Raw genomic sequence first — 18,502 nt, 5'->3', positions numbered from 1 at the left:
TAGCATGCGCGCCCATGACTGACGACATACGCAACATCGTCCTGGGCGTGGTCGCGGCGGGCATCAGTGCCGCGCTGGGCTGGCTGGCCCGTACCTACCTGTGGAAGCGCAGGCTCCGCCGCAAGCAGGCGTTCTTCGGGCTGCCGGACAGTTCCGAGTCGCTGCTCGTCGTCAACCGGGACCCCGCCGCCACCGAACCGGCGGTCCACCGCTTCGACGTCTTCGCGCTGCTGGAGCTGTCCGCGCTGATCAAGGACTGCGGCGCCCATATGCAGGTGGTGACCCAGGACATGGTCCACCAGGGCTTCGGCGAGCGCACGGAGTTCTGCGTGGGCGGGCCCGGGTCGAAGGGTCGCGTTCCTCCGCGACACCCACATAGGAGGCAAACCTCGCGGAGCCACCCGTCCGATGCTGAGCACCAGGCGGGCCGCTCCGTCGGAAGCGCCAGCCGATCAGCGTCTTGACCCCCGCGAGCATCCATCACTGGCCTTCCCGACCGCGCGCTGCGGGCCCCACTGCCAGCCTCCGACTGCAAGAGTGGCACAAGCGCCTGTGCCACTGCTTCGCACCGCTCGTCACTCGCGTACGACACCATGTCGGTGAACATACGCGGAGTTTCCTCAGGTGCTGGGATCGGCGCGGGGGACCCAGCCGTTGGCGGCTCCCGTGTGGATCAGGTCCTGTGCGTATTGCCAGAGGTCTGCGGACGCATCCTTGATCACGGACTTGCGGGCGAGCACGTCCTTCTCGGTGACTCCCGGGGTACGCCAAGTCCCGCCGCGGTTTCCGTAATTGAGCAGCAGGGGCTGGAGCCGGTCCATGGCCTTGGCGAAACGGGCTTCGGGCGTGCTGCGTTCCTCGAACTCGTCCCACAAGGACCGGAAGTGGTCCCGTTGGTCGGGGGGCAGGAGCGCGAAGAGCCTGTCCGCCGCCTGTTGCTCTCGTGCCTCCTGGTCGGCGGCAGCTGCTGTGTCGTACAGGAATGTGTCTCCAGCATAGATCTCTACCAGGTCGTGGAGTACGACGAGGGCGAGAACCTTGCTTGTGTCGATGGGTTCGTCTGCGTATTCGGCGAGTACCAGGGTCATCAAAGCGAGGTGCCAGGAGTGCTCGGCGTCGTTCTCCTTGCGGTTCGCGGCCAGCAGCGGGCTCTGCCGGAAGATGTCCTTGAGCCGGTCCACCTCGATGATGAAGTCGATCTGGTGGCGCAGCCTTTCGGGGGTGCCGTCGGGCTGCCGGACCGATTCGGCGAGCAGGGGGGAGTCATCGTTGGGCATGACAGGCTCCTTGGAGGGTTTCATGCGTGCACTGTTCAGAGGTTGAGGTATTGCAGAAGGACACTGGCCGTGAGGACCAACGTCGCCGCCCACAGAGCAGGATGCGGACGGCGGCGGCTCAGTGCGCTCGCGGCCGTGGTCACGATGAAAGCCGCGGCCATGGCCTGATCGATCGCGAGGGTGGCGATGGTGACGCCCACGGCGGTCACTGTCACGGCCAGGCCCAGGCGGTTCGCTCCACCCGAGCGGGGTGCGGTGAGCATCTTGACCGCTACGAAGACCAGAGCACCGGTGGTGGCTTCCACAGGGACATGGGCAAGGAGCGGTCCGAGGAACAGGCAGGAGAACAGGAGCAGTCCGGTGACGATTGCCGCGATCCCGGTGCGGGCGCCGGCGCGGATGCCGACTGCGCTCTCCACGAAGGCCACGAAGCTGGATGATCCGGCTGCGGATCCGGCGACGGTGGCGCCGGCGTCGACAAGCAGCGCCTGACGCATACCGGGCACCTGACCGTTGCCGTCCTGTATGGGGGTGTGCGCCGTCAGGCCCACCACTTTCGCGATGCTGCCGAAGAAGTCGAGGGCGAACAGCACCAGGACGATGCTCCACGCCCTCGGATCGGCGATGACGGTGAGGTCGAAGCGGAGCAGCGCGGCCCCGCTGCCGTGGACGCCGTCGTGAACGGCGTCGGTGCTGATGCCCGCGAGGGCGCAGAGTGCGGCAGCCGCGATGCCGCCCAGAACCGCCGCGGCACGGGCTCCCAGGGCGTCCAGGAGCAGGGCGACGGCGAGGCCGATGTACAGGGCGATGGCCGGTGGCCCCGTCCAGTCGCCCAGGCCGGACAGCCGCCCGTCGGACGTGGTGACGAGGTGGGCGATCTGCAGGCCGATGAGGCCGATGAACGTGCCGACCGCGGCGGCGAGTGCCGAACGCATCTGCGGAGGGATGGCGCTGATCACGGCGTCACGCAGCCGCAGCAGGGACACGGCCAGCATCGCGATGCCGGACCAGAACACCATTCCCAACGCCTCGGGCCAGGTGTAGGCGAGGGTGCCCACCACGGAGAAGGCGATCATCGCATTCATCTCCATGCCGGGTGCCACCGCGAAGGGGAGCCGGGCCCACAATCCCATGGCCATGGTGGCGAGACTACCGACCGCAGCCGTCGCGAAGAAGGCGGCAGCGTGGGGAATGCCTCCCTGACTGAGGACGGCCGGGTTGACGACCACGATGTAGGAGAGTGCCAGGAACGTCGATATCCCGGCGAAGATTTCACGGCGCCAGGTGGAGCCCCGCGCGCTCAGGGAGAAGTACCGGTCGACGGCTCCGTGGCTGGGCTCGGGTTCGCGTGGAAGCAGTTCCGGGCGCAGCCCTGGGCGCTCAGGCGTGGTCACGCCGCTCTCCACGTGGTGGGAAGGCGGGGGTGACGGGACTGATGGTGTCTCCGACATCGCCCAGCAGTACCTGGTCAGGGGCATCGGGTTGCACGGCGTAGAACTTTCCGTTCAGTGCCCCGGACACGTGACCGACGTGGAGGGTCAGCGACAGCTGAAGGCGTTCGGCGTACCTCGCCAGGGCGAGTGCGCCTGGCTGGGTGGAGTGGCAGGTGAAGATCTCGACGTCGGCTCCCGGCTCAAGTGCCAGCTGCAGCATCGCCATGAGCGTGACTCCGCTGGCCACGACGCCGTCGACGATGACCAGCCGGTCTGCCTGCGAGGGCAGCCATTCGTCCACACCGACGAGCAGTCCTCCGGTCACTGGCATCCGCTTGGCCTGTGGCGTCCAGCCCCGCTTCTGAGGCAGGACACCGAGGCGCTCGGCCAGGATGCGCCCCTCGCGCTCGGGCGCGATGACGGTCGTCCCGGGTATGGAGGCGCTGTGCTGCGCCTGGACGGGGAGCATGCCGTAGATGTCGAGCAGCGCCTGCAGATAGCGGTTGCGGTCGGCGTCGCGCTGTTGGGGAAGGTTGGCGACCGCCGTGACGGCGGCCATCCGCTCGATCACTTCCGGACGGCTGGCGGAAGCGACACGTACATTGTCCGGCCGAGCGCCGGGGGCGTGCAGCGACTCCAGCAGCTCGGGTCCGAAGTGGACCAGGTGGCTGAAGTATGTGTCGTGTTCCCTTCTCGAAGTCGTCCACCGTTTGCCGGGCCTGCGGGGGGAGTCCGGTCCTGTCGAGTAAGCGGGCCGTGTTCATCGATGACCTCCGGTCCTGTGCTGGGAAGGCTGGTCTGGTCGGGACACCGGGGCGGACTCGCGCCCGGTACGGATGAGGAGCAGCAGTGCCGACGGTGCGGCCGCCGTGGCGATGACCGCGGTGACGCAGAACGTCCGGACGAAGTCGAGGGCTGTCGGCTGCTCTCCGTGGAGCAGGACCAGCAGCGCCAGGCCGATGGAGCCGCCGATGTACTGCGCGGTTGTCACCAGGGCGCTCCCGGTGGCGTTGCTTGCCGGCGGGAGGTCGCGGGTCCCGGTGATGAACATTCCGGTGAACGCCATCCCCTGTCCCAGACCGCTGAGCAGCAGTCCCGGCAGAATGCCCGGCACGTATCCGCCCTCGGTGCCGACGGCCAGGGCGAGCACCAGGAGGCCGGCCGCGCCGGTGAGGAAGGCCGTGGACAGCAGCCGCCCCAGGGGCAGTCGGCCGGCGACCCGGCCGGCCACTGTGTTCCCCACGGTGATGGCGCCGGCCAGCGGGAGGAAGGCCATGCCTGCGGCGAGCGCGCTGTAGTCCCTTACCTCTTGGAGGTACAGGGTGACGAGGTAGAACTCGGCTCCGAAGCTCGCCATGTACAACGCCGCGACCAGACAGGCCACTTGGAGGGCACGTACGCGCAGCAGGGGGCGGGGGACCAGCGGCCTGAGTCTGTTCTGGCCGAGTGTGAGGAGTCCTCCGGCCAGGATCGCCACCGCCAGTGCGGCGGCGACGATGGGGAGGGCGGGCTGGGCGCGGGAGAGTTCCGTGAAGGCCAGGACCAGGGCCACGACCGCGGCGCAGGCCGAGAGCGTGGCCGTGGTGGCGACGGGAGCCCGTGCCCCGGCTGTGGCGGAACGGACCGCGTTGCCGGCGGCGAGCAGGCAGACCGCCACGATGGGGATGTTGATCCAGAAGATCCACTGCCAGGAGGTCACCGCGAGGATGCCTCCGCCGGCGGTGACACCGAGGGCGAGGCCGACCGCGCCCGTGGTGCCCCACACGCTCACGGCCCGGTCGCGCTCCGGTCCTGCTGGGTAGGCGGCGCTGAGCAGACCCAGCGTTGCCGGCACCAGCAGGGCTGCGGCCACCCCTTGTCCGACACGTGCGGCGATCAGTATCGCGGCGGAAGAGGAGAGTGCGGCACCGATCGAGGAGGCGGCGAAGAGCAGCTGAGCGGTGAGGTAGACCCGGCCGGCGCCGAAGACGTCCGCCAGCTGCCCTCCCAGCAGCAGGAAGCCGGCGAAGAAGATCGCGTACGCGCTCACGATCCACTGCAGTGCGACCGCGGAGAAGTGGAGACTCGTTCCGATGTCGGGCAGCGCGACGTAGATGATCGAGAAGTCGAGCGCCACCAGCAGCTGTGCCCCGGCCAACGCCGTCAGTAAGCGGGCACCCGGCGTCGGGGTGGGAGAAACGGGCACGGTCGGTCAGCCTCCGTAGGTCGACGGGTCAGCCCAGAGCGGTGAGCGCCGTCATGAACACATCCCAGAACCGCTCGGTGTCCAGACGTGTCGCCACCTGGGCGTTGGGGGTCCTCCCCGTGACACCGTAGAGGTCGATCACGGTTGCGCCGCGGGTGAATTCGCCGCGCAGTTCGATCGAGACGGGGGCCTCGACGCATTCCACGAGGCTTGCATCGAGCACACGGGCGATGGCGACGGGGTCGTGCAGCGGTGCGTCGGGCAGATCCCAGATCTGGTCGTAGGTGCTGGAACGGAATTCGAGGAGGGCTGCCGACGCCTTGCTGATGTGGGTGCCCACGTCGGCGATCCGCTGCAGTACCTCGCGGGTGACGGGCGCCTGGTGCGTGACGTTGAGGCCGCAGTAGGTCATGGGGATGCCGCTGGCGAGGACCTCGTGGGCGGCCTCGGGGTCGACCAGGATGTTGTACTCCGAGTAGGGCAGGGTGTTGCCGCGGTGCGTGGCGCCTCCCATGCACACGATTTCCTTGATCTTGTCTTTGTCCTGCGGGTGGAGGGCGAGGAGTCCGGCGATGTTCGTCTGGGGGCCGGTGACCACCAGGGTGAGGGGTTCGGGGCTGTCGGACAGCAGGTTGTGGATGAGGTCCACGGCATGTGCGGAGTGGAGCGGCACCTCCGGTTCCGGGAAGTCCCAGCCGTCCAGGCCGGTTTCGCCGTGTACGTCGTCGCCGATCAGCAGCTTGCCGGTGAGCGGCTTGGGGTATCCGGCGGCGACGGGCACGTCGAAGGCTTTGGCGAGACAGCACATGCGTCGTGCGTTCAGGGCTGTTTTCTCCACGGTCTGGTTGCCCGCGCTGGTGGTGACCGCCTTCAGGTCCACGCGGGGATCGCCGACGGCGAGCAGGATGGCCATCGCGTCGTCGTGGCCGGGATCGCAGTCCAGAATGATGGGGGTGGGCACGTGGGACTCCAGGGGTTCGGTCGGCGGAACAGCGGTGGATCGGCACCCGTCATTCCGTACGCGGCGGCGATCGCCTCGTTACGCCGCGTTGGCAAGGGCCTGGTAGAAGGCCAGGTGGCGCTGGCCGGCGGTGGCGAAGCCGTCGCGGAGGCGTTGTGCCAGATATAGGGCGCCGCCGCTGGGTCATCGGTGGTCCGTTCGGCGCTGGCGCGGCGTCCGGTCCGGCCACTCCTGCGGGGCCGGTCCCGGCCGGGGCGGGCGGACGACCGGTCAAGCCCCCGCCCTCCAGCATCGCGATCTTCCGAGTCGTCTACATGCCCCAGTGCTGCGGTGTCAGCGCGAGGTCGATCAGCGTCGCGTCGATGAACATGCGGTCCCAGGTGCCGCCGCCCTTCTCCGCGGCGATCCACTCCTTCGAGTAAACGTCCCGGACGTCGTCCTCCGTCCACGCCCGCATGTCGATCAGCGAGTAGTAGGACGCTAGCGACTCCGTGTGGATGAGCCAGTGGATGCGGTCGGAGGTGCCGAGCGCCTCCTCGTACAGGAAGTGTCCGTTGCGGGCACCGAGGCCATCACCCGATCGGTGGCCAGTCTGAAAACACTCACTCACCCGAGGCGGCATCCAACGGTAACGGTTGGTCACTTGACCAGTAGTTACGGGACACCCCCTGAACACCTTCTCGCCTTGTCGTGACTATTGCCGCAAGATTGACGCGTGATGCTATCTCGAGTTTCCGGTAAATGTTGCGGAGGTGGAAATTGACGGTGTGGGGTGAGAGAAACATCTGTTGTGCCGCCTGACGATTTGTCATTCCTGCTGCAACAAGGTGCGCGACAGCCCGCTCGGTATCGGTGAGCGCCGCCCATCCCGTGTCCGGCCGGCTGGCATTCTTCCAGTGCCGTCGGCGCACACCTTGGCTCCGCAGGCTTTGGCGGACTCGCGCTGCGTCTCGAGACGCCCCGGCCCTCGCATAGGTCTGGGCAGCCCTTTGCAGATGACGTACAGCGATATTCCGATCCTCGGTCGCCCTACCCAGATCCTCCTCCAGCTGTGCCCGCGCCCACGGATCCCGGTGCAGGTCGGCGGTGAGTTGGAGAGCATTGGCGTCACCGCCCAGCAGCCACCGCGCATGATCCGCTGCCGCAGCGACAACGGGCCAGTTCCGGTTTCCCTCGGCCAAGGACTGCGCGGCGGCCACAGTGCGGGCAGCGAACTCGGGCCGCTCCGCGGCCAGGGCGGTACGCACCAGCCAAGGTGCCGCATAGGGGGCGAAGAGAAGCATGGCGCACGGTGTGACTCTCTCGGAGAGCAGTCGCTCGGCGAGCGCTGTCGCGGCCCGAGGGCCATCGTTCGCCTCAGCCATCATGAGAACCGCCCATAGGGCAGGCTGTGTCACCCCACCGGAGCGGTCGATCGACAGCGGATCGCCAAGCATCTCGGTGTGCTTACGGGCAGACAGCAATTGCATGCGGCGCAGCGAAGCAATCGTGAGGACCGCATGGGCGAGGAGGGCGAGCATACCCGCGCCGTAGCGCTCGGCAAGGTCGAGCCCTGCCGTGGCGGCTTCCACGGCTGTCTCGGTGTCCCCCTGCTCAAGGGCCAGCAGTGCCCGCAGGCTTTCGGTGGCGGCGCGCCACCCGTGGCTGCCGTGCTCCTCGATGTCCGCGACAACCGCCCTTAGTTCCGTTTCGGCATCGGCGAACTGCCGTAGACTGACCAGGTACTGGATGCGCGTCACTCTGGTCAAGAACGGGGGGATCTGGCCGTTGCAAATCCGCATGGCACTGGCCCCGGCGTCCTCACCCAGCAGGTCGAGACTCCTTTGGACGCGCCCGTCGCACCAGGCTTGGGAGCTTCCCAGAAGCCTGCGGCCGGTCAACTCATCGGGATGAGTCCTGGACGCGGGTTTCAACCCGAAGCGCTGCTCCAAGCATGCGTCCCTGGTCCGGTGGGACAGACGGTCGGCCAGCAGGGTTCCCCACTCCTGCGCGTGGGGCGAGTCGGACCGCTCCAGTAGTCGGTGAAGCTCCGCTGCGGCCTCGACATTGCCGCTGAACACCTGCAGGAGGGGGAGCCTGATCCGCAGCACGTCGACCGCCTCCGGCTCCAGAGGCTGCTCAAGGGCGTTGGCCAGACACTCCATGGCGTCCACCACGCGGCCGCTGAAGATTAGTCCGTCCACCCTGATCTGCCACAGCCCCAGCTGTGCTTCCTTGCCCATGAGCGGCAACTGCAGTGCTTGCGCGGCAAGTTCAGCGGCGGTGACAGGATCCGTCTTTGCCCGACGCATCAGTGCGTCGGGGAGGCCCGCCGCGGCGAGGCGGTCACCGAGCCGGGCCGCACGCAGCAGATATTCGTCACCAAAAGCATCCGTTTCGCCGGTGATGAGAAGTCGGCGGCCGACCTCTCGCAGAATGGCACCTCTCACCGGAATGGGCACGTTCTCCCGTGCAGCGTGCCAGACGAGTGCGTCCGTGAAGGAGACACAGGAATCATCCTCGACAAGCACTCCCGCATCCCGAGCCTCCCGGATAGAGGGAAGCAGGTTCAGCTCAGTGCGGCCAAGAGCAAATGAGAGCGTTCGCAGGCTGAAGGACCGCCCCAAGACCGACCCGACGTCGACCATCTGACGAGTGCCGGAGGACAGGCCCGTGAACTGAGCGAGGGCCAACGACCACGCCTGGGGCGGCAGTACTCCTTTCGGGGCGAGCCGGGCGGCACCATCCGCCCCCTGGATGACGCCTGCTTCAATGACACCGTCCAGGAGCGGCATGAGCCGGGCAGGTACACCACCAGCGTGGCTGCAGATGTCCATGATCTCGCGACTGGGGCGCATGCCCAGCGCCTCGGCGGCGATCTGTTCGATCGCCTCACGCGGCAGCGGCAGCAGTCGGCAGCGGACCACAGCCACGGTCGAGTCAGTGAGTTGCTGAGCCTGTGAGTCGTCATCGGTCTGGAACCAGTCCCGGGAGTCGTGTGTGCATGACATCAGGACGACGAGAGGTCGGCCCAGCCGGCGCCCGACGCTACGGACGGCCGGCACAGCCCACATGGTGGATCCGAACCCGTCCACGTCGTCGAGCGCGAGCAAAACGGGTCCTTTCGCGTTGTCGCCAGGGTGATAGAAGTCAACCCAATCGGACCAGCGGTCGGCGAACCGCTCCAATGTGGGTGCGTCAAGCAGGTCGTCGAGTAGGCACCGAAGAGAAATCACAGATAAACCGGATGCCTTCAGTCGGATGACCTCCAACCCGGCCTTGACGGAGTACTGGGATGCAGATTCCAGAAACCTTGTCTTTCCCAGACCTTGATCGCCGGATATGATCATGAGTCCCGTTCGCTCTTCGCATCCCCTCGCGAGAAGTGTTTCCAGGAGCCCAAGCTCTTTGTTCCGCCCGTACAAGCGCGTCACCGCTACCTCCTCGTGGCGAGCCCAAAGAATGGCCGACACCTGTCAGGATGTCATCATCTCGAACAGAAGGAGGCGGTATTTTCAGTCACTCCTCGAAACGAGGCGCCGGTCGCAAAAATCCGAGCAGCAGGACGACGAAAACCAGCCCGACAAGCACGGCGTTGGTTGCCCAGCCAGCGCCGGTGAGGATGTCCGTATAGCGAATCAGGACTGCCGTCACACTGGTCATCAGCACCAGTGACACCAGCGCCACCCCCAGTATCGGCGATCTACGGGGAAGCCCCGGATTGCGCCAGAAGAACACCACGACGGCGAGGGCCGTGATCGCCTGAAGGAGCACAACACCGATGATGCCTGGCGTGTTCAGCCAGATCAGCATGGTCCTGTAGGGATCGCTGCCCGTCGCCGCGAAACCGATGATGACCACAATGGCCAGCAGGCTCTGCCACGCCCCGGCGGTGGACGGCGAACGGTGAACAGGATGCACTCGCGACAGAGCGGCAGGCAGCATTCCCTGTACGGACAGGGAGTGGGTGTAACGGTTCACCGTGTTGTGGAAAGCCAGCGCTGAGGCAATCACACTGGTGAGAATGAGTACCTTCATGACGTCCGCGATCCAGGCCCCCGTATAACGCTCGGCAGCGATGTAGTACATGTCCCGCGTGTACTCGGTAGCGACGGAGACCGAGCCCTCGGGCCCGAAGGCCTGGATGATGCTCCACAGCACAAAGGTGTAGAAGACGCCGAGGAAAGCGAGTGCCGCCACAGTGGCCCGGGGCACGGACCGGTCGGGATCGCGTGCCTCCGACCGGTACACGGCCGTGGACTCGAAGCCGAGGAAAGAACCGAAGCACACCGTCAGGGCGGCCGCCATACCAGCGGTGAAGGTGTGCGAGGGGTGGAACGACTCCAGGGCGAGGCCGTTCGCGCCCCCCTGGACGACGATGGACCCGGCCACCAGGGCCAGGACGACGGCTTCGGCTCCCAGCAGCACCCCGAGTACCCGGGCCCCGACCTCGACGCCCCAGTACCCGAGGGCCCACACCAGCCCCACGCCCAGCACCGCGGGGACTGCCCAGTGCACGTGCATCCCGAAGAAGGTGCGTAGGACGAGGTCGGAGGAGCTGCCCAGAATGGCGTAGCCGCTGATCTGGATACCGTTGTACGCCAGCAGGGCCAGCAGCCCGGCCCCCGAACCGGCCCGTCGACCCAGTCCCCGCTCCACATAGGCGTAGAAGGCGCCAGGACGTTCGACGTACTTGGTCATCGCAAGGAACCCCACCGCGAACAGGCCCATGACCACGGCGGCGACCATATAGCCTGAAGGAGCGCCAATGCCGCCGAGCAGGATACTGAGTGGAGCAATGCCGGCCATCACGGTGAGCGGTGCGGCGGCAGACAGAACTATGAGGGTGATCCCGGTGGTGCCGAGGGCCCCTTGCCTCAGCTGCCTTTCGGAAGTGCCCGTGTGCAGCTCTTCGGAGTCGGCCATGGCCGGCGCACCAGGTCCTTTCGATCGGTGTCGTGGAGAGCGGGGTCGGTCACCGGAGCAGTCAGAGCCTCAGCGGCACGGACAGATTTCCGTGCATGAAGCCACACAAAACGTCCGGGTCCCAGCCGCCCATCCAGAACGTCACCCGCCATGGGGTGTCAAGGTCCGGTCGGAGACCACCGGGCAGTTCGCCGTGCAGGACAGGCCTGCCGTACAGCGGGAAATCGAACTCCTCGATTGCCATCATGTTGACGACACGTTCGTCGGCGGGATTCCTCAGCGCGATGTCTAGCTCCCTGATCCGCTTGCCCAGAGCGGCCCTGCGGATGCGGGACGTACGAGGGTCGTCGCGTTCGGCAACAAGCTTGGCCCGCCGTTGGACACGGTCTGCATACGGGTCATGGATCCCGGTGGCAGCGACCACCTGATCCGGGTCCGTACGGAAGGAGCGGCCCCCATACGCCTGAAGCACCGACTGCGACAGGCTGTGCACATCGGCGTCCGGGGTCTCCGGTGCCATGACCATGGCCCGCTCCAACCGGTACCTGCCGTCACTGCCGCCGACCCTGATACGGAACGGCACGATCGGTTCCCGGCCGGCCACGTTGAGTACAAAGTTACGGTTCTCGAACCGTGGCCGGTCCAGCAGCTCCACCCTGCCGCCCACCAGCCCGTCCGGTAGAGCCGTCCCGGCGACAGTGGCACTGGACACATACACGCCGACTTCGGGCGCATGGCTGCGCACGGTGTCCGGCAGCGGGTCGTGCAGCACGATCACGCGGTCCAGGTCGGGTTCTCCGGCCAGCGCGAAGGTGCTGCCGCTCGCACCGCGGGGCTCGTCCGTGGGGTCGGGGTCTGTGGCGAGTCGGCACATGAACCAGCCGTTGAACTCGATGCACAATGCCCGCTCAGCCCTCACGGACAGTTGTCCCTTCAGCAAGGTCCGTCTGGTCGCCCCCGGAGAAGGTGCGGTATATCCGTTCCACGTCTCTGGCCATGAGCTCCGCCCGGTGCCGCAGACGAGGCGGCGCGGGTGCGTTCTTCAGGTGATCGGCGAAGAGGCGTGCACGCCTGGACAGATCGATCAGACGTTCGACGAACACCTGGTGGGCCACGTTGCGTTCGGGAATCAGAGCCAAGCCCCGCTGAAACTCGAAGGGCGGGCCGGCGGTGACGGAGGAGTTCCTGGTGAGCGCCGGGAGTTCGCTGAGGATCTCACCGAGAGGACGGGTGAACATCGTCATCAGGGGGAAGAACGCGACACGCTGGATCCGCTTCTGCTCAGCGGTCGATTCGTCCACCCGGTTGTAGAAGCGCAGCAGCATCAGCACTAGCAGGCCGTAGCCGGCGTCGAAGAGTTCGGCTGCCTCCCGGGCGAGCGGCTCGCTGATGACGTTCGCGCCTTCGGCGTCGGCGGCCGGCTGTACGACCGGATTGTCGAGCATGGGACGTGCAGGCTTAAAGGTTCGACCGGTGCGTGCGGCCTCCTCCAGCTCGGCGGTGAGCTGAACCTTGATCCGCATCAGCCGGTTGTAGTGGGAGTCGTCCTCGCTCTCGGTTGCCCCCTCACCTTGTTCCACAATCAGGTCCACGGCGCGCAGCGCGGAGGAACGGTCGTAGATCGCGAAGGGTTCGACGCCGTACCCGACCGCCACGTCCTCGTCGAAGACACCCTCGGGGTCGATCACGGCGGCCGTGTCGACCTGGCGCAGCGCCGAACCGATGAACAGGTCCTTCTCCTCGACCGTCATGATGACGTGTCGGATACGCTCATAGAGCTGACCCACGGTCATCCGTGTTTCTACGCCGGGCCCGTCGGCGGGCTGCTGAGCCGGCAGCAGGGCGGACGGCAGTTCGTAGGAGAGAAAGCGCTCCAGCGATTTCGCGGAAAAGGGTTCCAGGGCGGCGATCGTACCCAGCGGGTAGTACCGCTCGGGCTGCGGGAAGTTGGGACGCCGCAGGTACGCGACACCGCCCACAGAGGCCAGCAGGTTGAGTACCAGTCCCAGGTGAAGCATCTCCTCGCGGGCCAGCAGCAGCAACTGCCCCTTCCACTCGCGTACCAACTCTGCCTGAACCTCGTCCAGTCCGCCCTCGTCGGGCCGAGTCTTCAGGGAGAAGGCCGCGTACAGGTACTGAAGGCACAACGAGTGCTCCAGCTCCGCCACCTCGCAGAGAGCGTCGATGAGCCGGGCCCGCACGCCGCCGGCTCGCCCGTCGGTCAGCATGCCGTCTGCCTCACCTCCGCCAGCCACTCGGGCGAGACGACCGAGAGATCGTCGAGCAGTGCATGAGCGGCCGAGTGGTCGAGAAAGCGGGTGGTCGAGGTGGGGACGCCCACCACCGTGACTCCGGCGGCTCGCGCCGCCGTGATGCCGCTGAGTGAGTCCTCGAAGGCCACGCTCGCACTGGCGGCGACGCCCAGCCGACGCAGCGCCTCCAGGTACACGGACGGGTTGGGTTTCCGTACCGCGACATCGTCGCCGGTGACCACGGCGGTGAACCAGTGGGACAGCTCGTAGTGCCGCAGCCAGCGCTCGACCCATCGACGAGGTGAGGCCGAGGCAATGGCCAGCGACAGCCCGGCCGCGTGCAGACGGGTCAGGGTCTCGCGCACATCGGGCATGAGCCGGACGTACTCCTCGGTGAAGTAAGTGTTCCACAATTCGTCGAGGCGCCCACGCAGCCTGGCACGGTCAGGCTGCCGGTCATCCTTGCCGGCTGCCAGCAGACGATCGAAGAGCCGCTCGTAGCTGTCAGGACGGCCGCACACTTCCCTGGCCCACCACTCGACCGGCAGCGCGCCGTCGCCGTACTCGCGGTACAGATCACTGCACGCCAGTAGGTCGGGGTGGATCGAATCGACGATGACGCCGTCGAAGTCGAAGATCACCGCGGCAACCGGAATGGTCCGCTCGCGGTCGTCCTGTGCCGTTGCCGTCACTATGACAACCCCAGTCCTGTCCGGCTCCGGTGCCGTGGAGCCCTTGACACAACACCCGGCCTGCACGGTGGCCCTGGTGCGCCCGTGACCACCGGAGCGATCAGGCGTGGCCACAAATATGCCGGTAGGGCCCATGCGCCCACACCACCCGATTCATCAGTACTCGCGGTTACTCCGCATGCGGGAACGATGCGTTCGGCGCCCGGCAGACCCGCTGCCGCCGGCTGCCCAGGGCTCGCCAAGTGGGCGCACTACTCGAGCGAGTGGTGTGGCGCATCACGTCTTGGTGCCACCGTTCCCGAAGCTCAAACCGATGCTCCAGTGCCGTCCGGACCCGCACCGCGCCCCGGAAACGACGGGAGGTTCCGTGTGAGGTATCGCGCGCTGGGAAACACCGGCCTGACCGTTTCCCGGCTCGGCCTGGGGACAACGACGTTCATGGGCATCTTCGCTCGCCGTTCTCCGGACGAATGCGTACGCGTCCTGCTGCATGGCCTGGACGCCGGCATCAACCTTATCGACACCGCCCCCTCGTACGGCGAGGGACTGGCCGAGGAGATGGTGGGCCGCGCGCTGCGCGGCCGCCGCAACGACGTGGTGCTCACGACCAAGGTGGGCAGCTATGTTCCCGAGGTCTTCGACTTCTCCCCCCGCCGCATCCGCTCCGGTCTGGAGGGCAGTCTGCGCCGGCTTGGAACCGATCACGTGGACGTATTGTTCGCACACGATATCGAGTTCGGGCGGCCGGAGCAGATCCTCGACCAGGTCCTGCCGCTGCTCACCGAGCTCCGCGACGAAGGCAAGACACGTGCCGTAGGTGTGTCCGGGCTGCTGCTCGAACCGCTGGGAACGACCGTCGACCGGGCCGGGGTCGACGTCGTGCAGACGTACTGCCGCTACGGCCTGCACGACCAGAGTCTGGTGGAGCCGGCCATCGGCTGGCGGGCCAACGGAACAGGGACGATCCTGGGCAGCCCCACGGCCATGGGGTTGCTCACCCGGGCCGGTCCGCCCGCCTGGCACCCGGCCCATCCCGCGCTCAAGGACGCCGCCCGCGAAGCCGCCGCCCTGTGCACCGCGTACGGCACCGACCTTGCAGCACTCGCCATGGGGTATGCCTTGGACTGCCCGCACCTCGACTCGGTTCTCACCGGTGCCGGCACCCCGTGCCACCTCGACCGCAATCTGCGGGCGTTGGACACGGCCACCGAGCCCGACCTGCTCCAGATGGTTCTCCAGCGCTTCTCCGAAGTCGCCGAGCGAATCTGGCCGAGTGGCAACGGCGCATGGGGCACTGCGGGTTCCTGACCTCTTTCGGCCCGCGCTTGTCACGGAACGCGGGCTGCCTGCCCCCCAGATACTCAGGAGGTTCACATGTCTGTGCCAGACGGCCGAGCCTGCCGTCCGCTGCGATTCGGGGTGGTGGGGTTGGGCTTCGGCCAGTGCCACGCCCGGGAGATCGCCCGGATGGCCGGTGCCGTCCTGGTGGCGGTGGCCGATCTCGCCCCCGAGAGTCAGGGCTTGGACCTGGACGAGTTCGCTGCAGCGCTAGGTGCGAAGGCCTACCGTGACGGTCGACGCATGATCTCCGAGGAGGACCTGGACGCCATCGTCCTTGCGGTGCCACCACGTGGTCGCGAGAAGCTGATTCGCGAAGCGGGGGCGGCAGGACTCGCCCTCTTTCTGGAGAAGCCGTTCGCCACCGACGACGCGCACGCCGACGCACTGGCACGTGTGTGCGCCGAGTACCCGAGCTCACCCATCATGCTCGACTTCTGCCTGCGGCACCTTCCGGCCGTCGTACGGCTGAGAGAACTCCTCGATGGCCCGCTCGGCCGGCCTTTACTGGCCAACGCCGATCTGGTGCTGCCCCGGGACGACAGCCCGGCCTGGGTGTGGGCGCCTGCCAACGGCAACGGGATCGTCAACGAGAACACCTGCCACACCTTCGACACGCTCGGCTTCCTGCTGGGCGATCCGGAGTCCTTGCATGCCGAGGGCGGAGCCTATCGCAGCGGTTCGCTGGAGGACGGCATCGCTGTGACCATCCGATACGAAGGCGGCGCGACCGCGGTTCTCACCGGCGGCAACCTTGGTGTTCAGGCCCTGCGCACTCCGGTTCACCTCTCCGTCTGCACCGAGCGGGGTCAAGCGTTGCTCACCGGAGGCGACCACATGGTCAACGCCCTGGCCTGGGCCACCGAGGATCAGGCCGAACCCGTGCAGGAAAGCTGGGAGTTGCCCACCCGCGCACGGATCAGCGCCGCCGCCCTGCGCCACTTCGTCGACTCCGTCCAAGCCGGCATTCGTCCGGCACCAGGTGTCCCGGAAGGGACTGAGGCAGTTCGGCTGGCGATGGCGGTACGCCGATCCCTGGCGACCGGCAGGCCGGTGCGGTTGTTCCGGCCGGGGCGGGGCGTCGGCCTCACATCCTGACCGGAGGCAGCCGGCAGCCGTACAGCAGGCAAGGTGCTCCGATGCACGGCTTCCGTTCCTCTTCACTCTCCCCGCACGGGTCACCGCTGTTCGACGGCCGCTCGATGGAACGCCAACTGCTTGAAAAAAGCGACAAGTTGCTGATCCGCTGGAGCCACGGCGAGTTCGCGGGGGTCCCCCTCGAGCGCCCCCCGGTAGTTGGTCATGTACGTCTTCACGGTCTCCACCGCCATGGCGAAGCGCCCCGTCACCGCGACGCTGCGGAAGGCCGAAGAAGCGGGACCCCAGACGCGGCGCCCCGAAGTGAACAGGACTACGGACGGCGGCAGGGCGAGCCTCGGCGTCAGGAGCCCGAGGAGCAGACAGGGCTGGGTGCCGTTGGCCCCGATGTCCACGATCACCGTGCCAGTCGTTCCGAAGCCCGCTTCCGCGTGGAAGCGCCGGAGCACATCGGAGCAGCGCTGCGCGAAGAGACCTTCGTCCATACCCTGCCTGATCACCGCGTCCGTGTGGGGGTGCGGGGCCCCGAACAGTGTCAGCGGTCCTTCGACTCGTCTCCTGGCCTGCCCGCAGCCGTGGATCAGTTCCTCGCGGAACATGCGCGGGAACAGCTCACCGAAGACTCCCTCGCCGGCTGCCGCCCTTTCCCTGGCGGCCGTGATGAGCAGGTACACCTGGGAGGCCACCAGCCCGTTGTCCATCCAGGCGAAGGACCGTGCGTCGTCGGCCGCGCTGTCGCTGACCCCGTCCGGGCCGAACAGCTCCTGCTGGGTGCAGGCCAGAATCCGCTTCTCGGCGGCGCTGAGCAGAGTGAGCCGGCTCAGGTAGAACACCCGGGACTCGTCCGAGGTTCCCCTCCACACGTCGTACGAGAGCTTCAGGAACTCGGCGTCCGTGCCCAGAAACACCACCCTCCGGTCGTTGTCGAGGAAGGCCTCGCGCAGGAATCCGACCGTCTCGCGGCCGAGTTCACACAGCGCCTCGTACAAAGCGATCGGATCCGGCGGCCCATCGCTCGAGACACCAGCGGCGCCGGGCAACAGTGTCGTGAGGTTCCGGTGATACTCGACAGCCTCGTCCGGGCCGAGGGAACCCGTCTGGGCGAGCCCCTGCCCCAGGTCGTCGGCCAGTCGTTCGGGATCGAGTTCCAGGGTCTGTGCCTTGCGCCTGGCCCAGGCGACGGCCTCGGGCGCGGACAACGGCGCTGGAGTGTCCAGAAGGTCCTCGGAGACTGCGGCCACATACGCGGCGAACGACTCGGGAGTGGCGTCACCGGGCACTCGCTGGACCAGCCGGTCCAATCCGCTCACCTGCATCCGACGACCATCGCTTCCACCTCGGTCAAGTGCTCGATGCGAATATCCGTGAAACCGGTCTCGCTCAGCCACCCGGAGCAGTCCGCCGGGGTGTAGTCGAAGCCGCCGGGCAGCGAGAGATGCATCATCAGGCTGAGCAGCAGCCCGACGACATTGCGCTTGCGGTCGTCGTCGATCAGAGCCTCGTACACCACGACGAGTCCGCCGGGCGACAACGCGGCACGGGCCTGGCGCAGCAGGCGGAGCTTGACGTCCAAGTCCCAGTTGTGCAGAACTCGGCCAAGAATGACCACATCTGTGGTGGGCAGCGATTGCCGGAGAAAGTCGCCCTCCACGAAGACGGCTCGCTCGGCGAGACCGTGGGCAGCGACGTACCTCTCAAAGCCGGCCCGGGCCCCTGGCAGGTCGAAACCGATACCACGCAGGTGTGGGTGCACGCGCAGCAAACGCACACCCACCGCTTCCTCGGCACAGCCGACATCGACGAAGGACCGGTACCGCTCCCAGGGCAGGCGCTCGGCCAGGACAGCCCCGAGCTCGTAGCTCATCGCGGTCATGGCCCTCTGGAACGAGCGGGTACGGGCGGGATCGGCATAGGTGTTGTCGTAGAAATCCCGGGCGCCGGCTGCACCTTCCCGGGACCGTCCGCCCCTGAGAACGGCCGTCAGGTCATCGCCCAGCCGCCCGGCCTCGGCGAGCATGATCTCGCCCAGGTAGGAGAGCGATCGGTTGCTGTCGAAGCAGCAGGAGCCCTCTTCGGTGTTGGCGTAGACACCCGCGTCGCGCTGGAGCACCCCCATGGCCACCAGGCAGTCAAGGAAGTCGGGCACCGCCTGCCCGCTCATCCCCAGGCGGTCGGCCAGGGTCTCGGCGTCCGCTGCTTCCTCGGCGAGGCTGGTGAAGACGCCCAGTTGCATGGCGCTGACAAATACCTTGGTCTTCCAGTAATTCCAATGGAGTTCGTTGAACAGGGCCGGTGGTATGACCGTCACGGTACGGGCTCCCTCATCTGCGGTCACGCAGAGGTGTCGGACCAGGCATCCTG

The 18,502-nt window shown here is 67.1% G+C and carries 15 protein-coding genes and 1 pseudogene; 3 read left to right on the top strand and 13 right to left on the bottom strand.

Annotation, left to right across the window (positions count from 1 at the left end; genetic code table 11):
* Positions 1-14: 14 nt before the first annotated feature.
* Positions 15-359: pseudogene (locus M6G08_RS19550) on the top strand (hypothetical protein); the annotation flags it as partial.
* 261 nt (positions 360-620) lie between these two features.
* Here M6G08_RS19550 and M6G08_RS19545 read toward each other — a convergent pair.
* The 11 genes from M6G08_RS19545 to M6G08_RS19495 all read right to left on the bottom strand — a co-directional run bounded on the left by M6G08_RS19545 (position 621) and on the right by M6G08_RS19495 (position 13,705).
* A complete protein-coding gene (locus M6G08_RS19545) occupies positions 621-1,277 on the bottom strand; it encodes an HD domain-containing protein (RefSeq protein WP_272588449.1) in 657 nt (218 codons plus the stop codon).
* 35 nt (positions 1,278-1,312) lie between these two features.
* The gene (locus M6G08_RS19540; protein WP_272588448.1) at positions 1,313-2,671 is read right to left on the bottom strand and encodes an NCS2 family permease; all 1,359 of its coding nucleotides are present in this window, start codon (positions 2,669-2,671) and stop codon (positions 1,313-1,315) included.
* Positions 2,658-3,281, bottom strand: a complete 624-nt coding sequence (locus M6G08_RS19535; RefSeq protein WP_272588447.1) for a hypothetical protein — start codon at positions 3,279-3,281, stop codon at positions 2,658-2,660. The genes M6G08_RS19540 and M6G08_RS19535 overlap by 14 nt, the downstream gene beginning before the upstream one ends.
* A 189-nt stretch (positions 3,282-3,470) precedes the next feature.
* Entirely contained in the window at positions 3,471-4,895 is a 1,425-nt protein-coding gene (locus M6G08_RS19530; protein WP_272588446.1) for an MFS transporter, read from the bottom strand.
* Between the two features lie 28 nt (positions 4,896-4,923).
* A complete protein-coding gene (locus tag M6G08_RS19525) occupies positions 4,924-5,856 on the bottom strand; it encodes a nucleoside hydrolase (RefSeq protein ID WP_272588445.1) in 933 nt (310 codons plus the stop codon).
* A 310-nt stretch (positions 5,857-6,166) separates the two neighbouring features.
* On the bottom strand, positions 6,167-6,466 hold the full coding sequence (locus M6G08_RS19520; RefSeq protein WP_272588444.1) for a DUF6039 family protein: 300 nt from the start codon (positions 6,464-6,466) through the stop codon (positions 6,167-6,169).
* A complete protein-coding gene (locus tag M6G08_RS19515; protein WP_272588443.1) occupies positions 6,459-9,185 on the bottom strand; it encodes a LuxR family transcriptional regulator in 2,727 nt (908 codons plus the stop codon). The genes M6G08_RS19520 and M6G08_RS19515 overlap by 8 nt, the downstream gene beginning before the upstream one ends.
* Positions 9,186-9,354: 169 nt before the next feature.
* Positions 9,355-10,761 (bottom strand): APC family permease, encoded by a 1,407-nt coding sequence (locus tag M6G08_RS19510; RefSeq protein ID WP_272588442.1) that lies wholly within the window; start codon positions 10,759-10,761, stop codon positions 9,355-9,357.
* 61 nt (positions 10,762-10,822) lie between these two features.
* Entirely contained in the window at positions 10,823-11,680 is an 858-nt protein-coding gene (locus M6G08_RS19505; protein ID WP_272588441.1) for a hypothetical protein, read from the bottom strand.
* Positions 11,670-12,989, bottom strand: a complete 1,320-nt coding sequence (locus tag M6G08_RS19500) for a ferritin-like domain-containing protein (RefSeq protein WP_272588440.1) — start codon at positions 12,987-12,989, stop codon at positions 11,670-11,672. Before M6G08_RS19500 ends, M6G08_RS19505 begins: the two co-directional genes overlap by 11 nt.
* Complete coding sequence (locus tag M6G08_RS19495; protein ID WP_272588439.1) at positions 12,983-13,705, bottom strand: HAD family hydrolase; 723 nt, start codon at positions 13,703-13,705, stop codon at positions 12,983-12,985. The genes M6G08_RS19500 and M6G08_RS19495 overlap by 7 nt, the downstream gene beginning before the upstream one ends.
* Before the next feature lie 189 nt (positions 13,706-13,894).
* Here M6G08_RS19495 and M6G08_RS19490 point away from each other — a divergent pair, with 189 nt between their 5' ends.
* Positions 13,895-15,013: an aldo/keto reductase gene (locus M6G08_RS19490; RefSeq protein ID WP_272588438.1), complete on the top strand. Its 1,119-nt coding sequence runs from the start codon at positions 13,895-13,897 to the stop codon at positions 15,011-15,013.
* A 66-nt stretch (positions 15,014-15,079) separates the two neighbouring features.
* Complete coding sequence (locus tag M6G08_RS19485) at positions 15,080-16,141, top strand: Gfo/Idh/MocA family protein (RefSeq protein WP_272588437.1); 1,062 nt, start codon at positions 15,080-15,082, stop codon at positions 16,139-16,141.
* 80 nt (positions 16,142-16,221) lie between these two features.
* Here the strand turns inward: M6G08_RS19485 and M6G08_RS19480 are convergent, their stop codons facing one another.
* Positions 16,222-17,529 (bottom strand): hypothetical protein, encoded by a 1,308-nt coding sequence (locus tag M6G08_RS19480; RefSeq protein WP_272588436.1) that lies wholly within the window; start codon positions 17,527-17,529, stop codon positions 16,222-16,224.
* The gene (locus M6G08_RS19475) at positions 17,448-18,449 is read right to left on the bottom strand and encodes a methyltransferase (protein WP_272588435.1); all 1,002 of its coding nucleotides are present in this window, start codon (positions 18,447-18,449) and stop codon (positions 17,448-17,450) included. The genes M6G08_RS19480 and M6G08_RS19475 overlap by 82 nt, the downstream gene beginning before the upstream one ends.
* Between the last annotated feature and the right edge of the window lie 53 nt (positions 18,450-18,502).

The sequence above is a fragment of the Streptomyces sp. M92 genome (genome assembly GCF_028473745.1).
Taxonomy (GTDB): domain Bacteria; phylum Actinomycetota; class Actinomycetes; order Streptomycetales; family Streptomycetaceae; genus Streptomyces.
This window is presented reverse-complemented; position numbering and strand designations above follow the sequence as displayed.